The organism is Sphingomonas phyllosphaerae, from assembly GCF_036946485.1.
GTDB lineage: Bacteria > Pseudomonadota > Alphaproteobacteria > Sphingomonadales > Sphingomonadaceae > Sphingomonas > Sphingomonas phyllosphaerae_E.
Genome location: NZ_JAQIJA010000005.1, coordinates 1,178,275 through 1,197,517, shown reverse-complemented (window position 1 = coordinate 1,197,517; position 19,243 = coordinate 1,178,275). Strand labels below are relative to the sequence as shown.

Genomic DNA, 19,243 nt, shown 5'->3' with positions numbered 1-19,243 from the left:
GCAGGGACCCATGTCTGTCGAATGCAAAAGAGCCGTCTGACACACGGCACGACGCGCCTGTGTCAGATGGCCCGATAGGACGAAACAGATACAGGCCCCTGCCTCCGCAGGCGCGACGTCGGTGGCTTGTGTCGTGGCCGGGGCTAAACCGGGCCTCAGCCTTGGGCGAGATCCGTCCCGTCACCTCTGCTTCGCCACCGAAGAAGCGAAGCTACCGTCGTCCCTGCGAAGGCAGGGACCCATGTCTGTCGAATGCAAGAGAGCCATCTGACACACGGCACGACGCGCCTGTGTCAGATGGCTTATTATGACGGTACAGACATAGGCCCCTGCCTTCGCAGGGGCGACGTCGATCTTACTGCTGCGGCGTAGGCTGGGCGGGCGTCGGCTGCGCCGGAGCGGGCTGCGCCGGAGCCGCCGCCCCACCCACCGAAGCGCGCGCATCCTGTCCATCACCCTGCGGCGCGGCGACGATGTCGCTGGTGGTCTGCCCCTTGTCGACGACGTTGGTCCCCGGATCACCCACGCCCGAGCGAATGCCCGGCGTCGACGCGCTCGCGCCACCGGCTTGCTCGACCACGCCGGCTTCGCCCGCGCTGCGCGCCGCCGGGCCGCCGAACAGCGCCTCGATCGCCTGCGCCTGCGGGTTGTTGCCCTGCGTGCGCGCGGCGCCCGGCTGTGGCGGGACCAGCGCGAAATCGGGCGGGATGATCAGCGGCGCCTGCCGCGCCACCGCGAACTCGTCGGGGCGGGCGCGGTCGTAGCCGCGCTTGCCGCAGCCGGCGAGCAGCCCCAGCGCCGCCATCCCGGCCACCACCACCACAGACTTACGCATGGACATTCTCCGAAACATCGTCGCGCTTCTCGCGGATCAGGAGCGCGCGCACCAGCAGAATCAGCACGCCGATCGTGATCGCGGCATCGGCAACGTTGAATACCAGAAACGGCCGCCATTCGCCGAAGTGCAGATCGGCGAAATCGACCACATAGCCGAGCCGCACGCGATCGACGATATTGCCGAGCGCGCCGCCCAGCACCAGCCCGAGCGCCAGCTGATCCGCGCGCTTGCGCTCGCGGAACATCCACACCGCCACCGCGATCGCGATCGCGGCGGTGAAGGCGACCAGCAGCCAGCGCGTCGTGTCGGTCTCCGCGCGCAGCATCCCCAGCGATACGCCCTCGTTCTTGGTGAACCGCAGGTCGAAGATCGGCAGCAACGTGCGGTAGGCGCCGAGAAAGTCGATCCGCAGCGGCCCGGTCACCAGCCATTTGACGAACTGGTCGACCGCGAACACCACCCCGGCCAGCAGCAATCCCGCGCGCGGAATCACGCTGCCGTTCCCGTCACGTCGGCACAGCGCGCGCACAGCTCGCCATCGCTGGTCACCTCGGGCAGATGCCGCCAGCAGCGCCCGCACTTGTGATAATCGGTGCGTGCCACATCGACGGTCGCCGCCTCGCCCACCTTCGCGACGATGAACAGCTCCGCCAGCGCCTCGGCCGACAGCGGCAGCTCGGGAACGGTCACTTCCGCCTCCAGGCTGGAACGGATCGTCTTCTCGCGGCGCAGCGGCTCGATCGCCTCGGTGACGCGCTCGCGCAGACGACGCACCTCCAGCCAGCGCTGCGCGACATTCTCGCCGGCCTCGTCGGGCAGCGTCGGCCATTCGAGGAAGTGCACCGAACTGTCGTCGGCCGGGAAGCGCGCTTGCCACACTTCCTCGGCGGTGAAAACCAGCACCGGCGCGGCATAGCGGACCAACGCATGGAACAGCACGTCGAGCATCGTGCGATACGCCCGGCGCTTCACGTCGCCCGGCGCGTCGCAATAGAGCGAATCCTTGCGCACGTCGAAGAAGAACGCCGACAGATCCTCGTTGCAGAAGTCGGTCAGCCGCCGGACGTAGCGGTTAAACTCGTACCCGGTCGCCGCCTCCTTCAGCTCGCGGTCGAGCGCATGGAGCAGGTGGAGCATGTAGCGCTCCAGCTCCGGCATTTCGGCGACCGGCACCCGCTCGTCATCGGTGAAGCCGTCGAGCGCGCCGAGCAGGTAACGGAAGGTGTTGCGCAGCTTGCGATACGCATCCGACGAGGTCGCCAGCACTTCCTTGCCGATCCGCACGTCGTCGAAATAGTCGGTCGACACCGCCCACAGCCGCAGGATGTCCGCGCCTGATTCGCCAATCACCTTGAGCGGATCGACGACATTGCCGAGCGACTTGGACATCTTGCGCCCCTGCCCGTCGAGCGCGAAGCCGTGCGTCAGCACCGCGTCATACGGCGCGCGTTCGCGCGTGCCGCAGCTTTCCAGCAGCGACGACTGGAACCAGCCGCGGTGCTGGTCCGAGCCCTCGACATACAGGTTCGCGCGCGTGCCCTCGCCATAGCGCGCCTCGACGACGAACGCGTGCGTCGATCCCGAGTCGAACCACACATCGAGGATGTCATTGACCGGCTCGTAGTCCGCGAGATCGTATGTGTCGCCGAGCAGCGCCTGATGATCGGCGGTGAACCACGCATCCGCGCCGCTCTCGCGGAAAGCGGCGATGATCCGCGCGTTGACCGCCGGGTCGTTGAGATACTGCCCGCTCTGGCGATGCACGTAGAGCGCGATCGGCACGCCCCACGCGCGCTGGCGGCTGATGACCCAGTCGGGACGCCCCTCGACCATCGCGCGGATGCGGTTCTCGGCGCGGGCGGGCACCCATTGCGTTCGGGAAATGGCGTCCAGCGCGAGTTCGCGGAGCGTAGCGTTGTTCCCCCTCTCCCCTGCGGGGAGAGGGCCGGGGTGAGGGGCCGGGGTCTCACCGAGACCGACCTCTCCATGAGACACCGGCCCCTCACCCAAACCCTCTCCCCGCAGGGGAGAGGGCTTATTCGAGCCATCCATCGGGATGAACCATTGCGGCGTCGCGCGGAAGATCACCTTCGCCTTCGACCGCCACGAATGCGGATAGGAATGCGCGAAGTCGTCGCTTGCCGACAGCAGCCCGCCCGCCGCGCGCAGGTCCGAACAGATCGGCCCCTCGGCGCTGACGAACTTCTTGTTGATGACGCTGCCCTGCCCGCCGAGCCACGCCCAGTCGGCGCGGTACATCCCCGCACCATCGACCGCGAACACCGGCTCGATCCCGTGCGCCTTGCACAGCAGGAAGTCGTCCTCGCCGTGATCGGGGGCCATATGGACCAGCCCGGTACCGGCGTCGGTGGTGACGAACTCGCCTTCGAGGAACGGCCGCGGCGTCGCGAAGAAGCCGCCCAGATGATGCATGGGGTGCCGCGCGGTCGCGCCCTCCAGCACCGGGCCCTTGATAAGCGCGATGATCTTGCCCATCGGGATGCCGGTGCGCTTGGTGAAGGCGGGCATCAGCGGCTCGGCGACCAGATAGCGCCGCCCGTCATGCTCGAACTGCAGGTAATCGATCGCCGACCCGTAGGCGAGCGCCTGGTTCACGGGGATCGTCCACGGCGTGGTCGTCCAGATCACCGCCAGCGTGCCGGCCAGCCCCGGATATTCGGGGCAGTCGATCACCTCGAACCCGACGTCGATCTGCGTCGAGACGACGTCCTCATATTCGACCTCGGCCTCGGCCAGCGCGGTCTTCTCGACCGGGCTCCACATCACCGGCTTGGCGCCGCGATACAGCTGGCCGCTCTCGGCGAACTTGAGCAGCTCGCCCGCGATCGTCGCCTCGGCCTCGAACTTCATGGTCAGATAGGGATCGTCCCAATCGCCCATCACGCCCAGCCGCTCGAACTCGTCGCGCTGCACCGCCACCCATTTCTCGGCATAGGCGCGGCATTCGGCGCGGAACTGCGCGACCGGCACCTGATCCTTGTCGAGCTTCTTGGCGCGATAGGCTTCCTCGACCTTCCACTCGATCGGCAGGCCGTGGCAGTCCCAGCCCGGCACGTAGGGCGCGTCATAGCCCATCAGCGAGCGGCTGCGGACGATCACGTCCTTCAGCACCTTGTTCATGGCGTGACCCATGTGGATGTCGCCATTGGCATAGGGCGGGCCATCGTGGAGGATGAACCGCTCGCGCCCCAGCCGCTGCGCGCGCAGCTGCTGGTACAGCCCGATCCGCTTCCAGCGGTCGAGGATCGCGGGCTCCTTCTGCGCCAGCCCGGCCTTCATCGGAAAGCCGGTTTGCGGAAGGAAAACGGTGTCGCGCCAGTCGCGCGAAGTGTCGGGTGCGTCGGCCATGTGTCTCTTAGCCTTAACGGCGGGTCAGTCCGCCAGCAACTCGCGCGCGCGGGCGCAGTCCAGGTCCATCTGCGCGACCAGCGCGTCGAGGCTGTCGAACTTCGCCTCGGCGCGCAGCCACTCGATCAGCTCGACTTCGAGCACCTGTCCGTACAGGTCGCCCGAAAAGTCGAAGAAATGCGGTTCCAGCAGCTCTTTTGGCGGGTCAAACGTGGGACGCACGCCCAAATTCGCGGCACCGCTCAGCACCCGACCGTCCGCAAGCCGCCCACGAACGGCATAAATCCCGTACGCCGGGCGCAAATACGGCCCCATATCGAGGTTCGCGGTCGGATAACCGATCGTCCGCCCCAGCTTGTCGCCGTGCTGCACGACGCCCTCGATCGCGAACGGCCGCGTCAGCAGCCGCGCCGCGCCGCGCGGATCGCCGCCTTTCAGCGCCGCACGAATACGCGTCGACGACACCGGCTCGCCATCCAGCAGCACCGCGCCGACCGTATCGACCGAAAAACCGGCCTGCTCGCCCGCTGCGCGCAGCGTCGCGATGTTCCCGCTCTTGGCATGACCGAAGGTGAAATCCTCCCCCGTCACCACGCCGCCGACCTTGAGCGCCCTGATCAGCCGCTCGGCGATGAACACATCGGCGGGCAGCGCGGCGAGCGCCGCGTCGAAGTGGAACACCACCATCGCCTCCGCCCCCGCGTCGGCGAACAACCGTTCGCGCTGGTCGAGCGTGGTCAGCCGAAACGGCTCGGCATCGGGGCGGAAGTGGCGGACGGGATGCGGATCGAAGGTCGCGACCAAGGCCGGCCGCCCCTCCGCGCGGGCACGCTCGACCGCGCGCGCCACGACCGCCTGATGCCCCAGGTGAAAACCGTCGAAATTGCCCAGCGCGACGATCGCGCCCGAAAGGGCGTCAGGCACCGCCGCGCCGCCGTCAAGCCGCTGCATCGGCCGCCCTTAGCGCCTGCACGATCACCGCACCAGCGTCACGAAATCATAGGCCGGGCGTTCGCCCTCGGCCGGATGCGGGATCCGCGCCGTCTCGCGCCAGCCGGTGAACGCCGGGACCACCGCATCGCCAGCAGGCGAGCAATGCACCTCGGTCAATTCGATCCGGTCGGCGCGGTCGACCAGCAACGCATAGATTTCCGCGCCCCCGACGACCGTGACGTCCCCCTCCCCCGCGAGCGCCAATGCCGCATCGACATCATGCGCCACCTCGGCCCCGGCGGCAGACCAGTTCCGATCGCGCGTCAGCACGATATGCCGCCGTCCGGGCAGCGGCGCAGGGAAGCTATCGAAGGTCTTGCGCCCCATCACCATCGGCGTGCCCATGGTCAACGCCTTGAAGCGCTTCAGATCCGCCGGCAGCCGCCACGGCAGTCGCCCGTCGACTCCGATCACGCCATTGTCGGCACGCGCAAGAACGAAGATGATCATGCCTGCCCGGCTAGGCGGGACGCGGGGGCAAGGGAAGTGTGCATCATGCCCTGTCCAGCCGGCTGGTCAGCGTCCAGCGCGCCTCGCCCTCCAGCCCGAGCGCGGTCAGCCGCCCGGTGCGATAGGCACCCGTGTCGATCGCGATGCGATTGCGGCGATACTCGACCTTCGGCACGATCGTATGCCCGTGCACCACGACCGGCCCGTGATCCACAGGGCTGGTCAGGAATTCCTTGCGAATCCAGCGCAAGTCGCGCCCCGCCTGCTCCTCGATCGGCACGCCCGGCCGGATACCGGCATGAACGAACAGATAGTCGCCGATCCGCACCTGATCGACCATCCCGCGTAGGAAGGCGAGATGACGCGACGGCAGCGCGGCGCGCAACACGCGCGGCAACGCCTCGGGATCGTCCCAGAAGCGTGCCGGATCGACGCCATAGCTCTCCAACGTCTCCGCCCCGCCATGGTCGAGCCAGGCGGGGACGCCCTCCGCCTCGCCATCAAGGATCGCGAGCAGCATCTCCTCATGGTTGCCGCTCAAGAAGTGATAGTGCGCGTCGCCGCGGGTTTCGGTGGTGAGCAGGTCGATTACCTTCGCCGACGCCGGTCCACGGTCGATCAGATCACCCACCACGACGATGTGCAGCGCCGCCTCGCCGCCGCGCCGCGCATGATCCTCGGCGATCCAGCCAAGCAGCGGCTGCAACAGATCGGCGCGGCCATGCACATCGCCGATTGCGTAGACGCGCGTGCCGGCGGGCACCGACGCGCGGCGTGGTGGCGGCCATCCGATCAACTGGCTGAAACGTCCCATCGCGCGAGCGTGCAACTCAGCCGAACAGCATGGCGTCGATCCGGTCGAGCACCGGTGCGCCCTGCGCAAACTTGCGCGCGAAATGCGCGTTGGAGGCGCTGATGGCGCCCAGATCGGCGTCGGCCAGCAATTGCGGGTGCGCTCCGCCGCCGTTCCATTGCGCATAACGGCGGTTGTCACGCACGAGTCGCAGCCCCGGCTCGTTGCACAGCACCGTCTGGAAATAGCATTCGTCCGGGCTGGTGCGCATCGACAGATACTTTTGCAGCTTCAGGTGCCGCGGCGTCGGGTTGAGCAGCAGCCGGGCGACGCGGGCATTGCCGGTGAACCAATGGTCGCCGTCGAAACATTGGAAGTCGCGCGAGAACGGTCGGAACGGCGCCGCGAACGGCAGATGGAGCGTATGGCGCCCGGGCCGCACGCGGCGGCCGCCATCGTTGAAGCGCAGGATCGGCAGCCACAGCTCCGCACCTTCGTACCGGGTGCGCTTCAGGCGACGGTTCTTCTCCGATTCGAACTGTTCGAGTTCGGGATTGCGCGGGCCGAATTGCGCGGCGGCGCTCTCGGCGGTGTCGTCGAGTCGACGAAAGTCGATCAGCGCGTCGGCATCCAGCGCCGCCAGATCGGCACGGACCGCATCGGCGCGCCGGACCGGATAATCGGCCGCGCTCAACAGCACGAACCAATCGGGCGCATCATGATCGTAGAGCAGCCGCAACGCGGCGAAGAACCCCTGCACCACCGACCATTTGGCCCAGCTGGTGCGGATGCTCGGCCGAACGAACCGGACGTTGGCGGGAAACGTGTCGACGTCGAGCGGTGCCTGCGCGAAATCGTGATGGCAGGCGATCGGCGGAGCGTCGTACAGCCGGTTGAGCACGGTGACGAGCCGCTGGAGCTGTGCCGGATCGCGATGCGACAGGATGACGAACCCGATCGTCATCACGGCGCATTTCGACAGGCGGCGGCGAAGCAGCGAGCGCGTCGGGTCGGAAAATTCGGCAGGGTACGGGCTCCGGTCACGACGGCGGGATAGCAGCGCCATCCTAACCACACCCTACCTTGATGGTCGATTCCGATGTCGCACCGGCCGAATTCACGCGGTGGACCGGAAACGAAAACGGCGACGTACCCGATGGGGTACGCCGCCGCATTTCTCTCGTCATCGCCACAGCGCCGAAGCGCCAGTGGCAATGCCGCGATCAGATCGCCTGCGCGAAGCGGACCGACGGACGGCGACGCATCGCGTAGCCCACCACGCCGAAGCCGAGGATCATCAGCGCCCAGGTGCCCGGCTCCGGAACCGCCGAGTTCGAGGTCCAGCTGACCGTGCCCGAAGCGGCGCCGCCGCGGCCGGTCACGTCGTAGTTCACGCGCAGCGTCTGCGGGTTGGTGGCGTTCGTGACGATGTTGTTGATCGCCGCATCATAGGCCGTACCGTCGGCGCGCAGCGTGGCGGCCATCGAGATGCCGTTGAGAACGATCGACGTCAGCTTGATCGCGCTGCCCGTCGCCAGGCTGATCGTGGCCGTGCCCGACGCACTGACGATGCCGTCCGACGGCACGTTGAACGTGAACTCCTTGAAGAGATCGGTCGCCGGACCGACGCCGGTGATGCTGAACGTACCGAACTGAACGTCCGAGCCGTCCGGCCCCAGATCGATGTTGGTCGCCGCCATTGCCGGCGCCGACACTGCAAACGTGGCCGCGATGATCGCGGTCGCGAAAATCTTCTTCATACTAGGAACTCCCCTTGCACCCTGTTAACGTCCGTTCGTACCACTCACGCGACCCGCCGTTCATGGCGGTGGTGCCCGTTGTCGACCGGCCACCTAGTGATTCGATGTATCGCACCTTAACGGCTCGAAAACCATCGCATTTTTTATCGGGGCTTCGCTTTCCTTGCGCTGTGCTCCTTGTGCACTGCCTGAACCGCGCCACCCAGCGATACGGCCCGATAAACCTGCTTCTACTCCATTTGGATGCGTCGCAACATTGTTGTCACAGTCCAGTTTTGGGACGCATGGATCAGAATAGACGAGAGAAATTCGCCGACGCCCGCTCGGCGGCCGAATCCGGCGCTTGCAGGGGCAGATCGGTCAGCTAGACGCTGGCGGATCGGGCGCGCAGCGCGCCCAGCAGCACGATTGCGATGCCTCCGATTTCAAGCAGCGAGCTCCATCGGCCGCCAAGTATTGTGGCGCTGACGAAGCGATCGACATGATGAAACGAAGCTGCACGGATGATGACGTAAGTATAGATCAAACAAATACCGACGGCAGCGAGCCGTATGCTGCGATGCAGCGCACGAAGCCGATGGATCGATGCGATCGCCAATACTAAGCCACAAAGCCCAACGGCGATGATGAACGCGAGCTGAAGGACGCGTCGTTCGTCAAACCAGCCATATCGAAGCGCGTTGTCACGCAGCAGCAGCGTGAAGAGCGATTGGAGATCCAGTTGCTTGTTGACCCCCAGCGCGAGCATCGACACCGCAAGGATCATCCAGAAGCGCCCATCGCCTTGCTTCGCACGTCGCGCGACCAAGCCACAGAATGCCGCCACCACGAGGTACAGGACCACCGTGGTCCAGCCGAGCCAGGTCGGATCACCGATCCCCGGCGTCCAGCCGTCGATCAAGGTGTCCGCCCGCCATGGCGACGGTGCGCGATGCGGAAAATCCGCGGGCCATCCACCAGATACCGCCGCCACAACCGCCCCGGCTGCGAGGCGAGCCGATGCGCCCATTCCAGCCCGAGTCGCTGCACCACCCGCGGTGCGCGCCGCTGGCGCCCGACGATGAAATCGAGCGAGGCGCCGATGCACAGCCCGCAACCCCCCGCACCGCCCCCGGCGGCGATGCGCGCCGCAAGCAGCTCCTGTTGCGGCGAGCCCACCGCCAGCAGCACGAAGCGCGCGCCCGAGTCGCGGCCGAATGTCGCCGCCGCGTCGAGCGCCGCCGGCTTCTGCAGCATCCCCATCGGCGGGATGTGCTGGATGAATTCGAGCGTCGCGAAGCGCACCCGCAACGCCTGGAGCAGCGCCGCATCGCCGCCGATGATCGCGATCCGGTCCCCCGCCTGCGCGACCTCCGCAAACAATCGCACTGTCAGGTCGCTGCCGGGCGCCAATGGCAGCGTGATGCCGTAGAAGCGCGCCAATCGCGCCAGCACCCGGCTGTCGCACAGCACCAACGCCGCCCCACGATATGCCCGCCACAGGTTCGCGCCGAGCGCATCCGCCTCGCCCAGCGCTTCCAGCCGTACGATATGGTCGACATTGGGCGTGACGACGTAGCGGAACGGCGTCTCCGGCGTGATCTGCGCCAGCCAAGCGACCGCCGCGTCCGTATCGAGCGGGTCGAAATCGATCCCGATGAACGGGCGACGCCCGTCCGCGGCCGCCTCAATAGGCATTCTTGTCGAACGCCAGATTGACGACCGTCTCGACCATGATGCGCAGGTCGAGCATCAGCGACCAATTGTCGATATAATAGCGGTCCAGCTCGACGCGGCGCTTGGCGCGATCGATCGTCTGGATCTCGCCGCGCAGCCCGCGCACCTGCGCCAGCCCGGTGATCCCCGGCTTCACGCGATGCCGCGCCGCATAGCCGCGCACCGCGTCGAAATAATAATGGTCGCCCACCTTCATGTGCGTGGCGTGGGGGCGTGGCCCGACGATCGACATCTCGCCACGCAGCACGTTCCACAGCTGCGGCAGCTCATCGATGCTCAGTTTGCGGATCAGCCGCCCGACCGGCGTGACGCGCGGATCACCCTTGGTGGTGCGCGCCGCGCCACTCACGTCCTGCCGATCGGTGTACATCGACCGGAACTTCCAGACGAGGATCTCGCGATTGTTGAAGCCGAAACGCGGCTGCTTGAAGATCACCGGCCCGCGGCTGGTCAGCTTGATGGCGATCGCGGTCACCAGCAACAAGGGCGACAGGAACACCAAAGCCAAGGTCGCGATCACGAAATCCTCGACGTCCTTCACGATCGTATTGCCGTCACGCATCTGGCGCTGCCACAGCGTCAGCACCGGGATCTGCCCGACGAAGTTGACGCGGTAATCGGGCGCCAGCGCGATCGCCTCGCGCGGGATCAGCGACACGTCGACCGCAACCTCGCTCAATTTCTCGATGATCACCTCGATCCGCTCACGCGTCATATCGGACAATGCGATCAGCACCTGATCGACCTCCCCATCACGCGCCATCGCCAACAGCTCGGGGAAGCCGCCGATGAACGGCAGTTCCTCGACCGTCTCGGATGCGGTCGAGCGCGTGTAATCGTCGGCGACTCCGACCAGCAGCAATTGCGGCAGCGCCTGCAGGTCGAGCATCCGGCAGGTGCGCGCCAGCGTCTGCTTGTCCGCTCCATACAACACGACGCGCTGGCGGATGCGCCCGCTGTCGGCGAGTCGCCGCAACGCCGCGCGCAGCACGAAGCGGCTGACGAACAACAGCGACGTGACCGACCCGACATAGGCGAGCGTCAGCCCGCGCGAAAACTCGTCGACCAGCCCGAACTGCCACACGATCGCACTGCTGAGCAGCGCCGACATGAGGTAGTCGACCGCAACCGCGGTATCGCCGGATTGCAGGATCACGAACGATTGCGTGTAGACGCCGCGCGACTGCCGGATCAGGAAAAAGGCGACGCCGGCGATGAACCCCGCTGCCGTATGCACACCCGGCACCACGGTTTGCTGGAAGATCACGGTGTACAGGATCACCGCGATCGGCGCGCTGACGAGCAGGCAGAGCAGATCGATCGTCACCACCATCGACGGAATGACGTTCGACGTAAAGCGCCGCCCCTGGACCGTTCGCGCACCCGCCAATTGTTGCCGCCCCGATTCGAGCGGGTCGTCGCCGCCCCGCGCTACCATTGTGCCCGCGCTAGCCGCTTTTGCTCAACAAATTGCTGCTGCAGTTCGGAAAGCTCGTCCGAACGCCCGGCCTTGGCCAGGAACTCCCGCAGGCCAGCGAACAGCAGCGGGTCCCCTCCGCCGATCGCCTGGATACCGGCGCGATAGGTGTTCTCCGCGAGCTGCGGCTGCCCGGCCAGCGCATAGGCGCGTGCCAGCCGGACGCGATCGTCGGCAGAGCGTGGCTTGCTCGCAACCAGCCGCTGCGCGTCGAACACCGCCTGACGCCCCCGTCCCGTCCGCAGATAAAGGTCGGTGCGCGCGCGCAACGCCAGGATATTGCCCTCGTCGAAGGCGAGCACCGCATCCAGCAGCTTCAGCGCCTCCGTGTCACGTCCCTGTCGCGCCTGCGTCTGCGCCAGCAGTGCGAGCGGCGCGGCATTGGCCGCGGTCACGGGCAGCGACACCAGCGGCGCGACCAGCGCCTCGGCCTCCGCCGGCTGCCCGGCCAGCATCAGGAAATAGGCGTAACGCATCTTGTCCGCGGTCGACGCCTTCGCCGCCAGTTCTCGCACCTGCGCCACCGCGGCGTCGCGCGGCGCGTAGCGCAGCCACAATTCGAGTATGTCGATCAGCCGCCCGCCATGTTCCCCACTGCTCGCCAGTGGCACCGTCAGGTCGTGCGCCGCCTCGCGCTCGCCCAGCCGATACAGCGTACGGGCATAAGCGACGCGCAGGACGACGTCCTTCGGACGTAGCTCGAGTTCGCGGCTTTGCGCCGCCTTCTGCCCCGGCAGATTGCCGAATCGCCCGGCCATGTCGCCGAGCGCGTCGAGCGCCGATGCATCGCTGGGATGACCGGTGACGAAATCGCGCAACAGCGTCAGCGCGGCGTCGGGCTTGGCCAGCCCGGCCAGCGCGCGAGCCTTCAGGATCGTGGCATTGGAATCGTCGATGCGGGACGCCAGCACGATATCGGCGTGCTTGAGCGCCGCATCGTAATCGCGATTGCGCAGCGCCACGAAGCCGAGCGTCGTCTGCGGCGCAAGATCGTCGGGGCGCAGCAGCAACACCTGCTTGGCGTAACGCTGTGCATCCTCGGTATGCCCGCCGACCACCGCCAGATCGGCCAGCGCCTGCAACACCGCGGGACGGCTGTGATCCAGCTCGTTGGCGCGCAGATAGGCGTTGAACGCGCCCGAATAATCGCCGAGCGACAGTTCGACTCCGCCCAGTTGCTGCCAATAGTCGGGGTTGGAATCGTCAAAGCCGACCGCCTGCTGCATCGCCAGCCGTGCCATAACGGGATCGTTGTTGGCCATCGCGGCCTCGTAAACGGCGGCGAACTTGGCGGCGCGTTCCTCGCGCGAGCGACAGCCCGACAGCAGCATCAGCGCCGTCGCCGCCGCGATGACGATCCGTCGTCTTCCCGCCCGCCGATCCGGGGTCCGCTTCACCGTTGCCCCCCGCACAAGAATGCTGCCCATCCCCAACAATCTCGTACGTACTTCGTAAGGAAAATGCTGTAAGGCACCTGACGGTCAGCGCTTTACCCGATAAGGGACAGGCTGGCAAACGATGGAAGCGGTCGGATGCGGGCAGCGTCGCGGGCGCCCGTACATCGGCATGGGGGAACGACATGAAGACCAAGCTTTTCTGCGGCCTAGCGTTGTTGCTGCTTCAGGCCCCGCCGGCATTGGCGCAGCAGCCGGCCGCCGCGCAGACGCGCGCCGCCGCCACGCCGAACACGCTGGTTCCGTACCGCATCAACCCGGGCGACGAGCTGGAGATCTTCGTCTGGGGCGAAGAACGCCTGCAACGTACCGAGCGCGTCCTGCCCGACGGCACTTTCTCCTTCCCGCTGGTCGGCAAGGTCGACGCGCTCAACGCTTTGCCCAGCGAGATCGAGGCGCGCATCACCAAGGGACTGGAATCGCAATATCGCACCGCCGTGCCGCAGGTGACCGTGTCGGTGAAGACGCCGGCCGGGTTGCAGTTCGCGGTGCTCGGCAAGGTGCGTAGCCCGGGATCGTTCAATCCCGGCCGTTACGTCAACGTGCTGGAAGCGCTGAGCCTGGCTGGCGGCCCGGCCGAATTCGCGCAATTGGGCAACGTCGTCATCGTCCGCAAGACGCCGACCGGCGCGCAGGCGATCCGCGTCAGGCTCACCGATATCCTGAAGGGTCAGGTCGCCGACGTGACCAACGAAACGCTTCCGCTCGTGCGCGGCGGCGATACGGTCATCGTCCCGTGATCCCGTGCACGAGCGTCGCGCGCCGCGCCGCCGCGCTGCTGCTGGCGACGGCGGCGGTCGCACTGCCCATCGCCCCGGTCGTCGCGCAGGAGACGCGCGCTGCCGTCGACGTATCGGCCGGCGCCGCCTATTCGACCAACCCGTTCCTTGTACGTGGCGGTGGCGAAAGTGCGGTGTCGACCGAGCTGTCGATCGTCCCGCAGGTCAATTTCGTCGACGAGCGTAGCCAGGCGTCGATCCTCGCCCGGTATCGCCGCAGCGACTATCTTACGCGCTACAATTCCGCCGAGGCTTACGGCATCAGCGCCACGGCACGGCGCGTGATGAGTTCGCGGCTGAGCCTGCGCGCGGATGCAACGTACGACAGTTCGATCATCGGCCAGAACGGGCTGGGCGTCGTCGGGGTCGTCAATCCGAACCCGGTGCCCGGCCCGGATCTCAGCACGCCGGACATCACGTTGATCGGGTTGAACCAGCGTCAAAATGCGATTTCGGCCGCGATCGGCGGCGACTATCGCATCAGCACGCGCGATACGATCAACGGCCAGGTCAGCATCAACCGCGTCAGCTATGGCGGCGGCGCTGCCGGCGGTCTGTTGCTGTCGTCGCGGACCACGGGTGCCTCGATCGGCTACAACCGGTCCTTGTCCGAGCGGCTCAGCATCGGCGCACAGGGTGCGGGATCGTGGATCGACTACGACAATCCCGGCTATTCGGGGCACACCTATTCGCCGCAAGGCACGCTGAGCTATCAGGCAAGCCAATTGGTCAACCTCTCGCTGGGGGCCGGCGTGGTCTTCGTGTCGTCGACGACGCCGCGGGGCACCTTCACCACCACCGGCCTGTCGGGCACGTTCACCGGCTGCCGCAACGGCGGTCGCGCGGTGCAGTGCGTGCGCGCCTATAGCGATGCGCAACCGACCGGGCTCGGCGACGTGTCGCGCCGCTTCGGGGCGTCGCTCGACTATTCCTATCAGCTGCGCGAGTATGACTTCGTGCGCGCGTCAGTCGAATATACGCGACTGACGACGACGTCCGACACCACCCTGCAGGCACCGCGGACGTCCTTCCTCAGCGGGCAGGCCACCTACGAACGCGGCATCACGCGGCGGCTCTTCGCCGGTGCGTCGGTCGGGTATCGGCAAGCCGATTCCACCGGCTTCGGCACCCCGCACGACGTGACCTTCCGGCTTTTCCTGCGAACCAGATTGGGCGACATCCGGTGAGTGACAGCGTAGATACCGAAGACCAGCCCGCCGGCGGCGGCGGCTTCATCAATTACATCCCGCGCATCCTGTGGGAGCGAAAATGGCTCGTGATCGTGCCGTTCGTGCTCCTGTCGGTCGCCGGGACCGTGACGGCGTTCCTGCTGCCGCGCATCTATCGGTCCAGCGCGACGTTGCTGGTCGAGTCGCAGGAGCTGCCCTCCGCGCTCGTCACGTCGCCGATCAACACGATCATCGACCAGCGGATCGCCAAGATCCGCGAACAGGTGCTCAGCCGTGGCGATCTGATCGAGCTGATCGAGCAGAACAACCTGTACGAGAAGGAGCGTCGTTCGAAGCCGCTGTCGTCGATCGTGACCGAGATGCAGCAGGCGACGAAGCTCGGGGCGGTGAGCGGCGACATCGGCAACGGCGGCGGCCCGAACGGCGGCAGCAACACCATCGCCTTCACGATGAGCTACGACTACTCCGATCCGGCCAAGGCGCAGGCGGTGATGCAGAGCTTCGTCAGCCGCTTCCTGGAGATCGACGCCACCACCATGGCGGCGCAGGCGAACAACACCGTCGACTTCCTGCAGGATCAGTCGCGCAAGCTGACCGACGAGATCAACCGCATCGAAGGTCAGATCACCTCGATCAAGGCGCGCAACGGCAGCACGCTGGCCAGTGGCGGCATGGTGATGCCCGCCAACACCGGCAATTACAGCGCGCAGATCGCACAATTGCAGAGCGAGAACCGGCAGTTGATGGCGCAGGTGCAGCGCAGCGGCGGCAAGGACCCGCTGGTGCAGCAGGCCGAATCGGCGCTGGTCGCGGCGCGTGCGGTCTTCGCGGAAAGTCACCCCGATGTGGTGCGCGCCAAGTCGCGGCTGCAACAGGCCAAGGAGATCGCCGCGTCGCAAGGCGGCGGCTCGGACACTTCGCTGATCCAGAGCCAGATCCAGGCGAACAACGCCCAGATCGCACAGCTCCAGCAATATCGCGCCTCCGACGAGGCTCGCGCCGCGGCCGGCATGGCGGCGCAATCGCGCGCGCCGGTGCTGCAGGAAGAGGTTTCGCAGCTCGAGGCGCGCGCCTCGACACTTCGCGACCAACTCCGCGAGGTTTCCGGCAACGTGCTGCGCGCACAGAATTCGGCGCGGATGGCGCAGGAGCAGAAGGGTGAGCGCCTGTCGGTCATCGATCCGCCCTCGGCACCCGACAAGCCGGTGTCGCCCAACCGCCTGTTGCTGATCGGCGGCGGGATCGCCGGCGGCCTGGGCCTCGGTCTGGTCCTCGCTCTCGCGCTGGAGTTCCTGCTGCGCCCGATTCGCGGCGTCGGGCAGATCCAGAGCCTGGGGCTGGAACCGCTCGCGCTGGTGCCCACCTTCGTCCCCGATCTGCCGCCCGGCCAGAAGCCGCGCCGCCGCTTCTTCCGTTTGCCGACGCTGCGTCGGCGGCGTCGCCCCAATGCCGAGCCGCAGGGGGCGCTGTGATGACCGAGACCGCCATGACCAAGATCGCCAGCGACCTGCGCCCCGAAGCGCCGCTCCCCACCTTGCAGGAGGCGCGGCAGTTCGCCTGGTCCCCGGACGAGGCGAAGCAGCGCGGCATCTACGGCTTCGACAGCCGCGACGTCCGTTCGCGCCCGTTCAACATGCTCCGTTCGCGGCTGCTCAAGCTGCACCGGAACAAGGGTTGGCGGTTGTTCGGGATCGTCTCGGCGACCCCGGCGGTGGGCAAGTCGTTCGTCGCGACCAACCTGTCGGCGGCGCTGTCGCGCACCCCGGGGATCGACACGACGCTGGTCGACCTCGACCTGCGCCGCGGCTCGATCGCGACCAATTTCGGTCTGACCATCGAGCGCGGGATGCGCGACTTCCTCGAAGGCACGGTGCCGTCGCTCGGTGACCTGGCGGTGCACCCGGAAGGCGAGCGGCTGGTAATCCTGCCGACCGATAACGCCCCGGCGCGTTCGGCGGAGCTACTGTCCTCCCCGCGGATGGATGCGATGGTCGCCGCGATGCGCGCGCGCCCGACGCACAGCATCTTCCTGTGCGACCTGCCGCCGGTGTTCGCCAACGACGATGCGACGATCGTGACGACCAAGCTCGATGCGTTCATCCTGATCGTCGAGGAAGGCCGCACCACGCGCAAGCAGATCCAGGACGCGCTGCACGTGCTCGACCAGGCGCCGTGCGCGGGCGTCGTGCTCAATCGCTTCGACGGCGGCCTGCTGACCGACAATTACGGCTACGGCTACGGCGCGGGCTACAGCGACTATTACAACAAGTGACCGCAAGGACGGGCGCGCCGTCGCGGCGCCCGTCCTGCCTAGCGCAGCACCTTCTCGGCATCGACCAGCCGCACATCGTGCATCTGGTTGAGATACGCTTCGTAATAGCCCTTGTGCGACGCCCCGACGATCGCGAGCAGGCGGGTTCCCGGATGCAGCGCCAGCACGTCGCGGATGTTGGCGACCATCCGCAGATTGCGCGTCTCCCAATAACCCAGATACCCACGCCCGAACCGCTGCGGCGACGGCTCCAGGAACGTCGCACCGAAATCGCTGCGATAGGCAAGCTCCTGCGCGCGGGCTGAGTTATAAGCCCGGTACATCGCCAGCACCCCGCCGGGCTGCACCACGCCAGCGTCCAGCGGCTTCGTGAACGCCTCTCGCTCGTGCATCGCGGCATTGTCCCAGACCCGCATGATGGCATCTTCAAAGCCGGGGGGACTCGGTGCATCGGCGCTGTGATCGTCGACGCCGTAAACCCGTTCGAGCCCCAGCCGCACCGCCAGCGCGACTCCCACCCATTCGGTTTCGCCCGGACGCCCCCAGCGTCGCGCGAGTTCGGCGAGCATCGCGGCATCGAGCCCGTCGCCTACGCGGCGCTCGGCCTCCGGCAGCCGCCGCCATTGCACCAGCGCCGAGGCGGGCTCGCCTGCGGCGAGGAACAGTGCCGCCAGCCGCCGTCGCTGTGCCGCGCTCGGCGCGGTCGGCCAGGTCGCCAACATCTGCGTCACCGCCACGTTGGCCGCGGGAACATCCAGCCCCAGCGCCTTGCCCGCCGCCGACGGATCGGGGCAGTAGGTCGCGATGCTGTCGGCGTAACGCGACGGATAGCGCCGCATCGTATCGCACAGCAATCCCGACAGGTCTTCGGTCGCGATCGCCTCGGGCTTCCATGCCGCCAGGCGGTCGAGCAATGGCGTCAGTGCTTCGCGTTGCAGCGTCTTGAACGCGGAAAGGTGCGGGCTGCCCAGCACCAGCACCTGATTGAGCGGCCCCGGTGGCGGTCCCTTCAGCCGATCGGGTCGGAAGCTGGGCACATATTCCTGTGCGGTTGCCGCCACCGACAGGCCGCCCGCCGCCAGCGCCGCCACGCTGCGCACCAATGTCTTGCCGATCCGCATTTTACCCCCCGATGCATGACGGGTGTATTATGCAGATCATACGCTTCGCGACAAGCCGTCGTTGCAGACAGGGCCAGCGAAACCGCCGGCCCTGTCGACCACCGTTACTTCTTCGCCGCACCCGCCGCCGGGGTCGCCTTCGCGACCGGCGCATAGCCGGGCTGATACTCAATCTTCGCGGTCGAACGCAGTTGCTTCACGTCCGCCGCCAGACTGTTGCGGGTGTTCTGCTGGCGCAGTGCCGCCATCGCGGCCTTCCGCATGTCGTCCTGCGACATCTGCACCGGCTCGCGGCCCACGATGATGTTGGCGTAGAGCTTGCCGTTGGCCGGCAACACGAACGGCTCGGTCGTGGGCAACGCGAAGATGCGCTTCAGCGCCTCGGCAGGTACGCTGGCGGTGTCGAGACGGCCGCTGGTGCGCGTGAACGGGATCTTCAGTCGCGTCAGCGTCGCCGCCACCGCGTCGAGCGAATGCGCGTCGGCCAGCGGCGCCAGCGCCTTGGGATCGGACGGCGCGTCGATCGCGATCTGCTGCAACGACAGGATCTGCCGCTGCCCGAACTGATACGGGTTCTGCGCGATGAAGGCATCGACCGCGGCCTGATCGGGCAGTTTCTGGCTGCCTGCCTGGCGCTCGGCATTCATCGCGATCAGCAGTTCGTCGGTCAGGCGGCGCTGGCGGCTCAGGAATTCGGGCGACTTGTCGACGCCGTTCTTGCGCGCCGCCTGTGCCAGCAGGCGCCGGTCGATCAGGCCCTGCAGGAGTTGCTGGCGCGCCACCTTCTGATCCGCGCTGGGCGGCACGTTGGCCATCTGCAACTCGCCGTTCAGCTCCCCGGCGGAAATCTCTTCGCCGTTCACGACCGCGACGCTCTGTCCGGTCGGCTTGCGATCACATGCGGCGGTGACCAGCGACAGGGCGGTCACGGCCAGCAATGCACCACGCTTCAACATCTCAAGTCCCCCAGGGTCATTTCGACACAGTGCCGTTACTAGCACCAGCCGGACAAATCCTGTAGTGCCTCACGG

The 19,243-nt window shown here is 67.0% G+C and carries 18 protein-coding genes; 4 read left to right on the top strand and 14 right to left on the bottom strand.

Features of this window, described 5'->3' with window-relative positions; translation table 11 throughout:
• Positions 1-355: 355 nt before the first annotated feature.
• The 12 genes from PGN16_RS14340 to PGN16_RS14285 all read right to left on the bottom strand — a co-directional run bounded on the left by PGN16_RS14340 (position 356) and on the right by PGN16_RS14285 (position 12,793).
• The gene (locus PGN16_RS14340) at positions 356-835 is read right to left on the bottom strand and encodes a DUF3035 domain-containing protein (protein WP_335310052.1); all 480 of its coding nucleotides are present in this window, start codon (positions 833-835) and stop codon (positions 356-358) included.
• Positions 828-1,331: a signal peptidase II gene (gene lspA / locus PGN16_RS14335; protein WP_335310051.1), complete on the bottom strand. Its 504-nt coding sequence runs from the start codon at positions 1,329-1,331 to the stop codon at positions 828-830. Before lspA ends, PGN16_RS14340 begins: the two co-directional genes overlap by 8 nt.
• Positions 1,328-4,207: an isoleucine--tRNA ligase gene (gene ileS / locus PGN16_RS14330; protein WP_335310050.1), complete on the bottom strand. Its 2,880-nt coding sequence runs from the start codon at positions 4,205-4,207 to the stop codon at positions 1,328-1,330. The genes lspA and ileS overlap by 4 nt, the downstream gene beginning before the upstream one ends.
• Positions 4,208-4,231: 24 nt before the next feature.
• Positions 4,232-5,158: a bifunctional riboflavin kinase/FAD synthetase gene (locus tag PGN16_RS14325; RefSeq protein ID WP_335310049.1), complete on the bottom strand. Its 927-nt coding sequence runs from the start codon at positions 5,156-5,158 to the stop codon at positions 4,232-4,234.
• A 24-nt stretch (positions 5,159-5,182) separates the two neighbouring features.
• Positions 5,183-5,650: a dihydrofolate reductase gene (locus PGN16_RS14320; RefSeq protein WP_335310048.1), complete on the bottom strand. Its 468-nt coding sequence runs from the start codon at positions 5,648-5,650 to the stop codon at positions 5,183-5,185.
• Between the two features lie 43 nt (positions 5,651-5,693).
• A complete protein-coding gene (locus tag PGN16_RS14315; protein WP_335310047.1) occupies positions 5,694-6,464 on the bottom strand; it encodes a metallophosphoesterase in 771 nt (256 codons plus the stop codon).
• Positions 6,465-6,480: 16 nt separating this feature from the next.
• A complete protein-coding gene (locus tag PGN16_RS14310) occupies positions 6,481-7,509 on the bottom strand; it encodes a beta-1,6-N-acetylglucosaminyltransferase (RefSeq protein ID WP_335310046.1) in 1,029 nt (342 codons plus the stop codon).
• A 157-nt stretch (positions 7,510-7,666) separates the two neighbouring features.
• On the bottom strand, positions 7,667-8,203 hold the full coding sequence (locus PGN16_RS14305) for an FxDxF family PEP-CTERM protein (RefSeq protein WP_335310045.1): 537 nt from the start codon (positions 8,201-8,203) through the stop codon (positions 7,667-7,669).
• 364 nt (positions 8,204-8,567) lie between these two features.
• Positions 8,568-9,104 carry a hypothetical protein gene (locus PGN16_RS14300; RefSeq protein WP_335310044.1) on the bottom strand — a complete coding sequence of 179 codons (537 nt, stop codon included), beginning with the start codon at positions 9,102-9,104 and terminating at the stop codon, positions 8,568-8,570.
• Entirely contained in the window at positions 9,101-9,880 is a 780-nt protein-coding gene (locus PGN16_RS14295; RefSeq protein ID WP_335310043.1) for a WecB/TagA/CpsF family glycosyltransferase, read from the bottom strand. Before PGN16_RS14295 ends, PGN16_RS14300 begins: the two co-directional genes overlap by 4 nt.
• The gene (locus PGN16_RS14290; RefSeq protein WP_335310042.1) at positions 9,870-11,357 is read right to left on the bottom strand and encodes an undecaprenyl-phosphate glucose phosphotransferase; all 1,488 of its coding nucleotides are present in this window, start codon (positions 11,355-11,357) and stop codon (positions 9,870-9,872) included. Before PGN16_RS14290 ends, PGN16_RS14295 begins: the two co-directional genes overlap by 11 nt.
• The gene (locus PGN16_RS14285; RefSeq protein WP_335310041.1) at positions 11,351-12,793 is read right to left on the bottom strand and encodes a tetratricopeptide repeat protein; all 1,443 of its coding nucleotides are present in this window, start codon (positions 12,791-12,793) and stop codon (positions 11,351-11,353) included. The genes PGN16_RS14290 and PGN16_RS14285 overlap by 7 nt, the downstream gene beginning before the upstream one ends.
• A 182-nt stretch (positions 12,794-12,975) precedes the next feature.
• Here PGN16_RS14285 and PGN16_RS14280 point away from each other — a divergent pair, with 182 nt between their 5' ends.
• From PGN16_RS14280 to PGN16_RS14265, 4 genes are read left to right on the top strand one after another with little or no spacing between them, the layout of a single operon-like run.
• Positions 12,976-13,590 carry a polysaccharide biosynthesis/export family protein gene (locus PGN16_RS14280; RefSeq protein WP_335310040.1) on the top strand — a complete coding sequence of 205 codons (615 nt, stop codon included), beginning with the start codon at positions 12,976-12,978 and terminating at the stop codon, positions 13,588-13,590.
• Complete coding sequence (locus tag PGN16_RS14275; protein ID WP_335310039.1) at positions 13,587-14,816, top strand: hypothetical protein; 1,230 nt, start codon at positions 13,587-13,589, stop codon at positions 14,814-14,816. Before PGN16_RS14280 ends, PGN16_RS14275 begins: the two co-directional genes overlap by 4 nt.
• Positions 14,813-16,291 (top strand): GumC family protein, encoded by a 1,479-nt coding sequence (locus PGN16_RS14270; protein ID WP_335310038.1) that lies wholly within the window; start codon positions 14,813-14,815, stop codon positions 16,289-16,291. Before PGN16_RS14275 ends, PGN16_RS14270 begins: the two co-directional genes overlap by 4 nt.
• Positions 16,291-17,091 carry a CpsD/CapB family tyrosine-protein kinase gene (locus PGN16_RS14265; protein WP_335310037.1) on the top strand — a complete coding sequence of 267 codons (801 nt, stop codon included), beginning with the start codon at positions 16,291-16,293 and terminating at the stop codon, positions 17,089-17,091. The genes PGN16_RS14270 and PGN16_RS14265 overlap by 1 nt, the downstream gene beginning before the upstream one ends.
• Positions 17,092-17,129: 38 nt before the next feature.
• On the opposite strand, the gene PGN16_RS14260 is transcribed toward PGN16_RS14265, so the two are convergent.
• Together PGN16_RS14260 and PGN16_RS14255 are read right to left on the bottom strand one after the other, a co-directional pair.
• Positions 17,130-18,212: a DUF5694 domain-containing protein gene (locus tag PGN16_RS14260; RefSeq protein ID WP_335310036.1), complete on the bottom strand. Its 1,083-nt coding sequence runs from the start codon at positions 18,210-18,212 to the stop codon at positions 17,130-17,132.
• A gap of 104 nt (positions 18,213-18,316) precedes the next feature.
• Positions 18,317-19,168 (bottom strand): SurA N-terminal domain-containing protein, encoded by an 852-nt coding sequence (locus PGN16_RS14255; RefSeq protein WP_335310035.1) that lies wholly within the window; start codon positions 19,166-19,168, stop codon positions 18,317-18,319.
• Positions 19,169-19,243: the final 75 nt, after the last annotated feature.

What these genes read in the sequence shown, in the direction of transcription:
- PGN16_RS14305 (WP_335310045.1), bottom strand. Translation starts at nt 8,203, where the DNA reads ATGAAGAAGATTTTCGCGACCGCGATCATCGCGGCCACGTTTGCAGTG.
- PGN16_RS14265 (WP_335310037.1), top strand. Translation starts at nt 16,291, where the DNA reads ATGACCGAGACCGCCATGACCAAGATCGCCAGCGACCTGCGCCCCGAA.
- PGN16_RS14295 (WP_335310043.1), bottom strand. Translation starts at nt 9,880, where the DNA reads ATGCCTATTGAGGCGGCCGCGGACGGGCGTCGCCCGTTCATCGGGATC.
- PGN16_RS14315 (WP_335310047.1), bottom strand. Translation starts at nt 6,464, where the DNA reads ATGGGACGTTTCAGCCAGTTGATCGGATGGCCGCCACCACGCCGCGCG.
- ileS (WP_335310050.1), bottom strand. Translation starts at nt 4,207, where the DNA reads ATGGCCGACGCACCCGACACTTCGCGCGACTGGCGCGACACCGTTTTC.
- PGN16_RS14340 (WP_335310052.1), bottom strand. Translation starts at nt 835, where the DNA reads ATGCGTAAGTCTGTGGTGGTGGTGGCCGGGATGGCGGCGCTGGGGCTG.
- PGN16_RS14325 (WP_335310049.1), bottom strand. Translation starts at nt 5,158, where the DNA reads ATGCAGCGGCTTGACGGCGGCGCGGCGGTGCCTGACGCCCTTTCGGGC.
- PGN16_RS14280 (WP_335310040.1), top strand. Translation starts at nt 12,976, where the DNA reads ATGAAGACCAAGCTTTTCTGCGGCCTAGCGTTGTTGCTGCTTCAGGCC.
- PGN16_RS14320 (WP_335310048.1), bottom strand. Translation starts at nt 5,650, where the DNA reads ATGATCATCTTCGTTCTTGCGCGTGCCGACAATGGCGTGATCGGAGTC.
- PGN16_RS14310 (WP_335310046.1), bottom strand. Translation starts at nt 7,509, where the DNA reads ATGGCGCTGCTATCCCGCCGTCGTGACCGGAGCCCGTACCCTGCCGAA.
- PGN16_RS14290 (WP_335310042.1), bottom strand. Translation starts at nt 11,357, where the DNA reads ATGGTAGCGCGGGGCGGCGACGACCCGCTCGAATCGGGGCGGCAACAA.
- PGN16_RS14255 (WP_335310035.1), bottom strand. Translation starts at nt 19,168, where the DNA reads ATGTTGAAGCGTGGTGCATTGCTGGCCGTGACCGCCCTGTCGCTGGTC.
- PGN16_RS14260 (WP_335310036.1), bottom strand. Translation starts at nt 18,212, where the DNA reads ATGCGGATCGGCAAGACATTGGTGCGCAGCGTGGCGGCGCTGGCGGCG.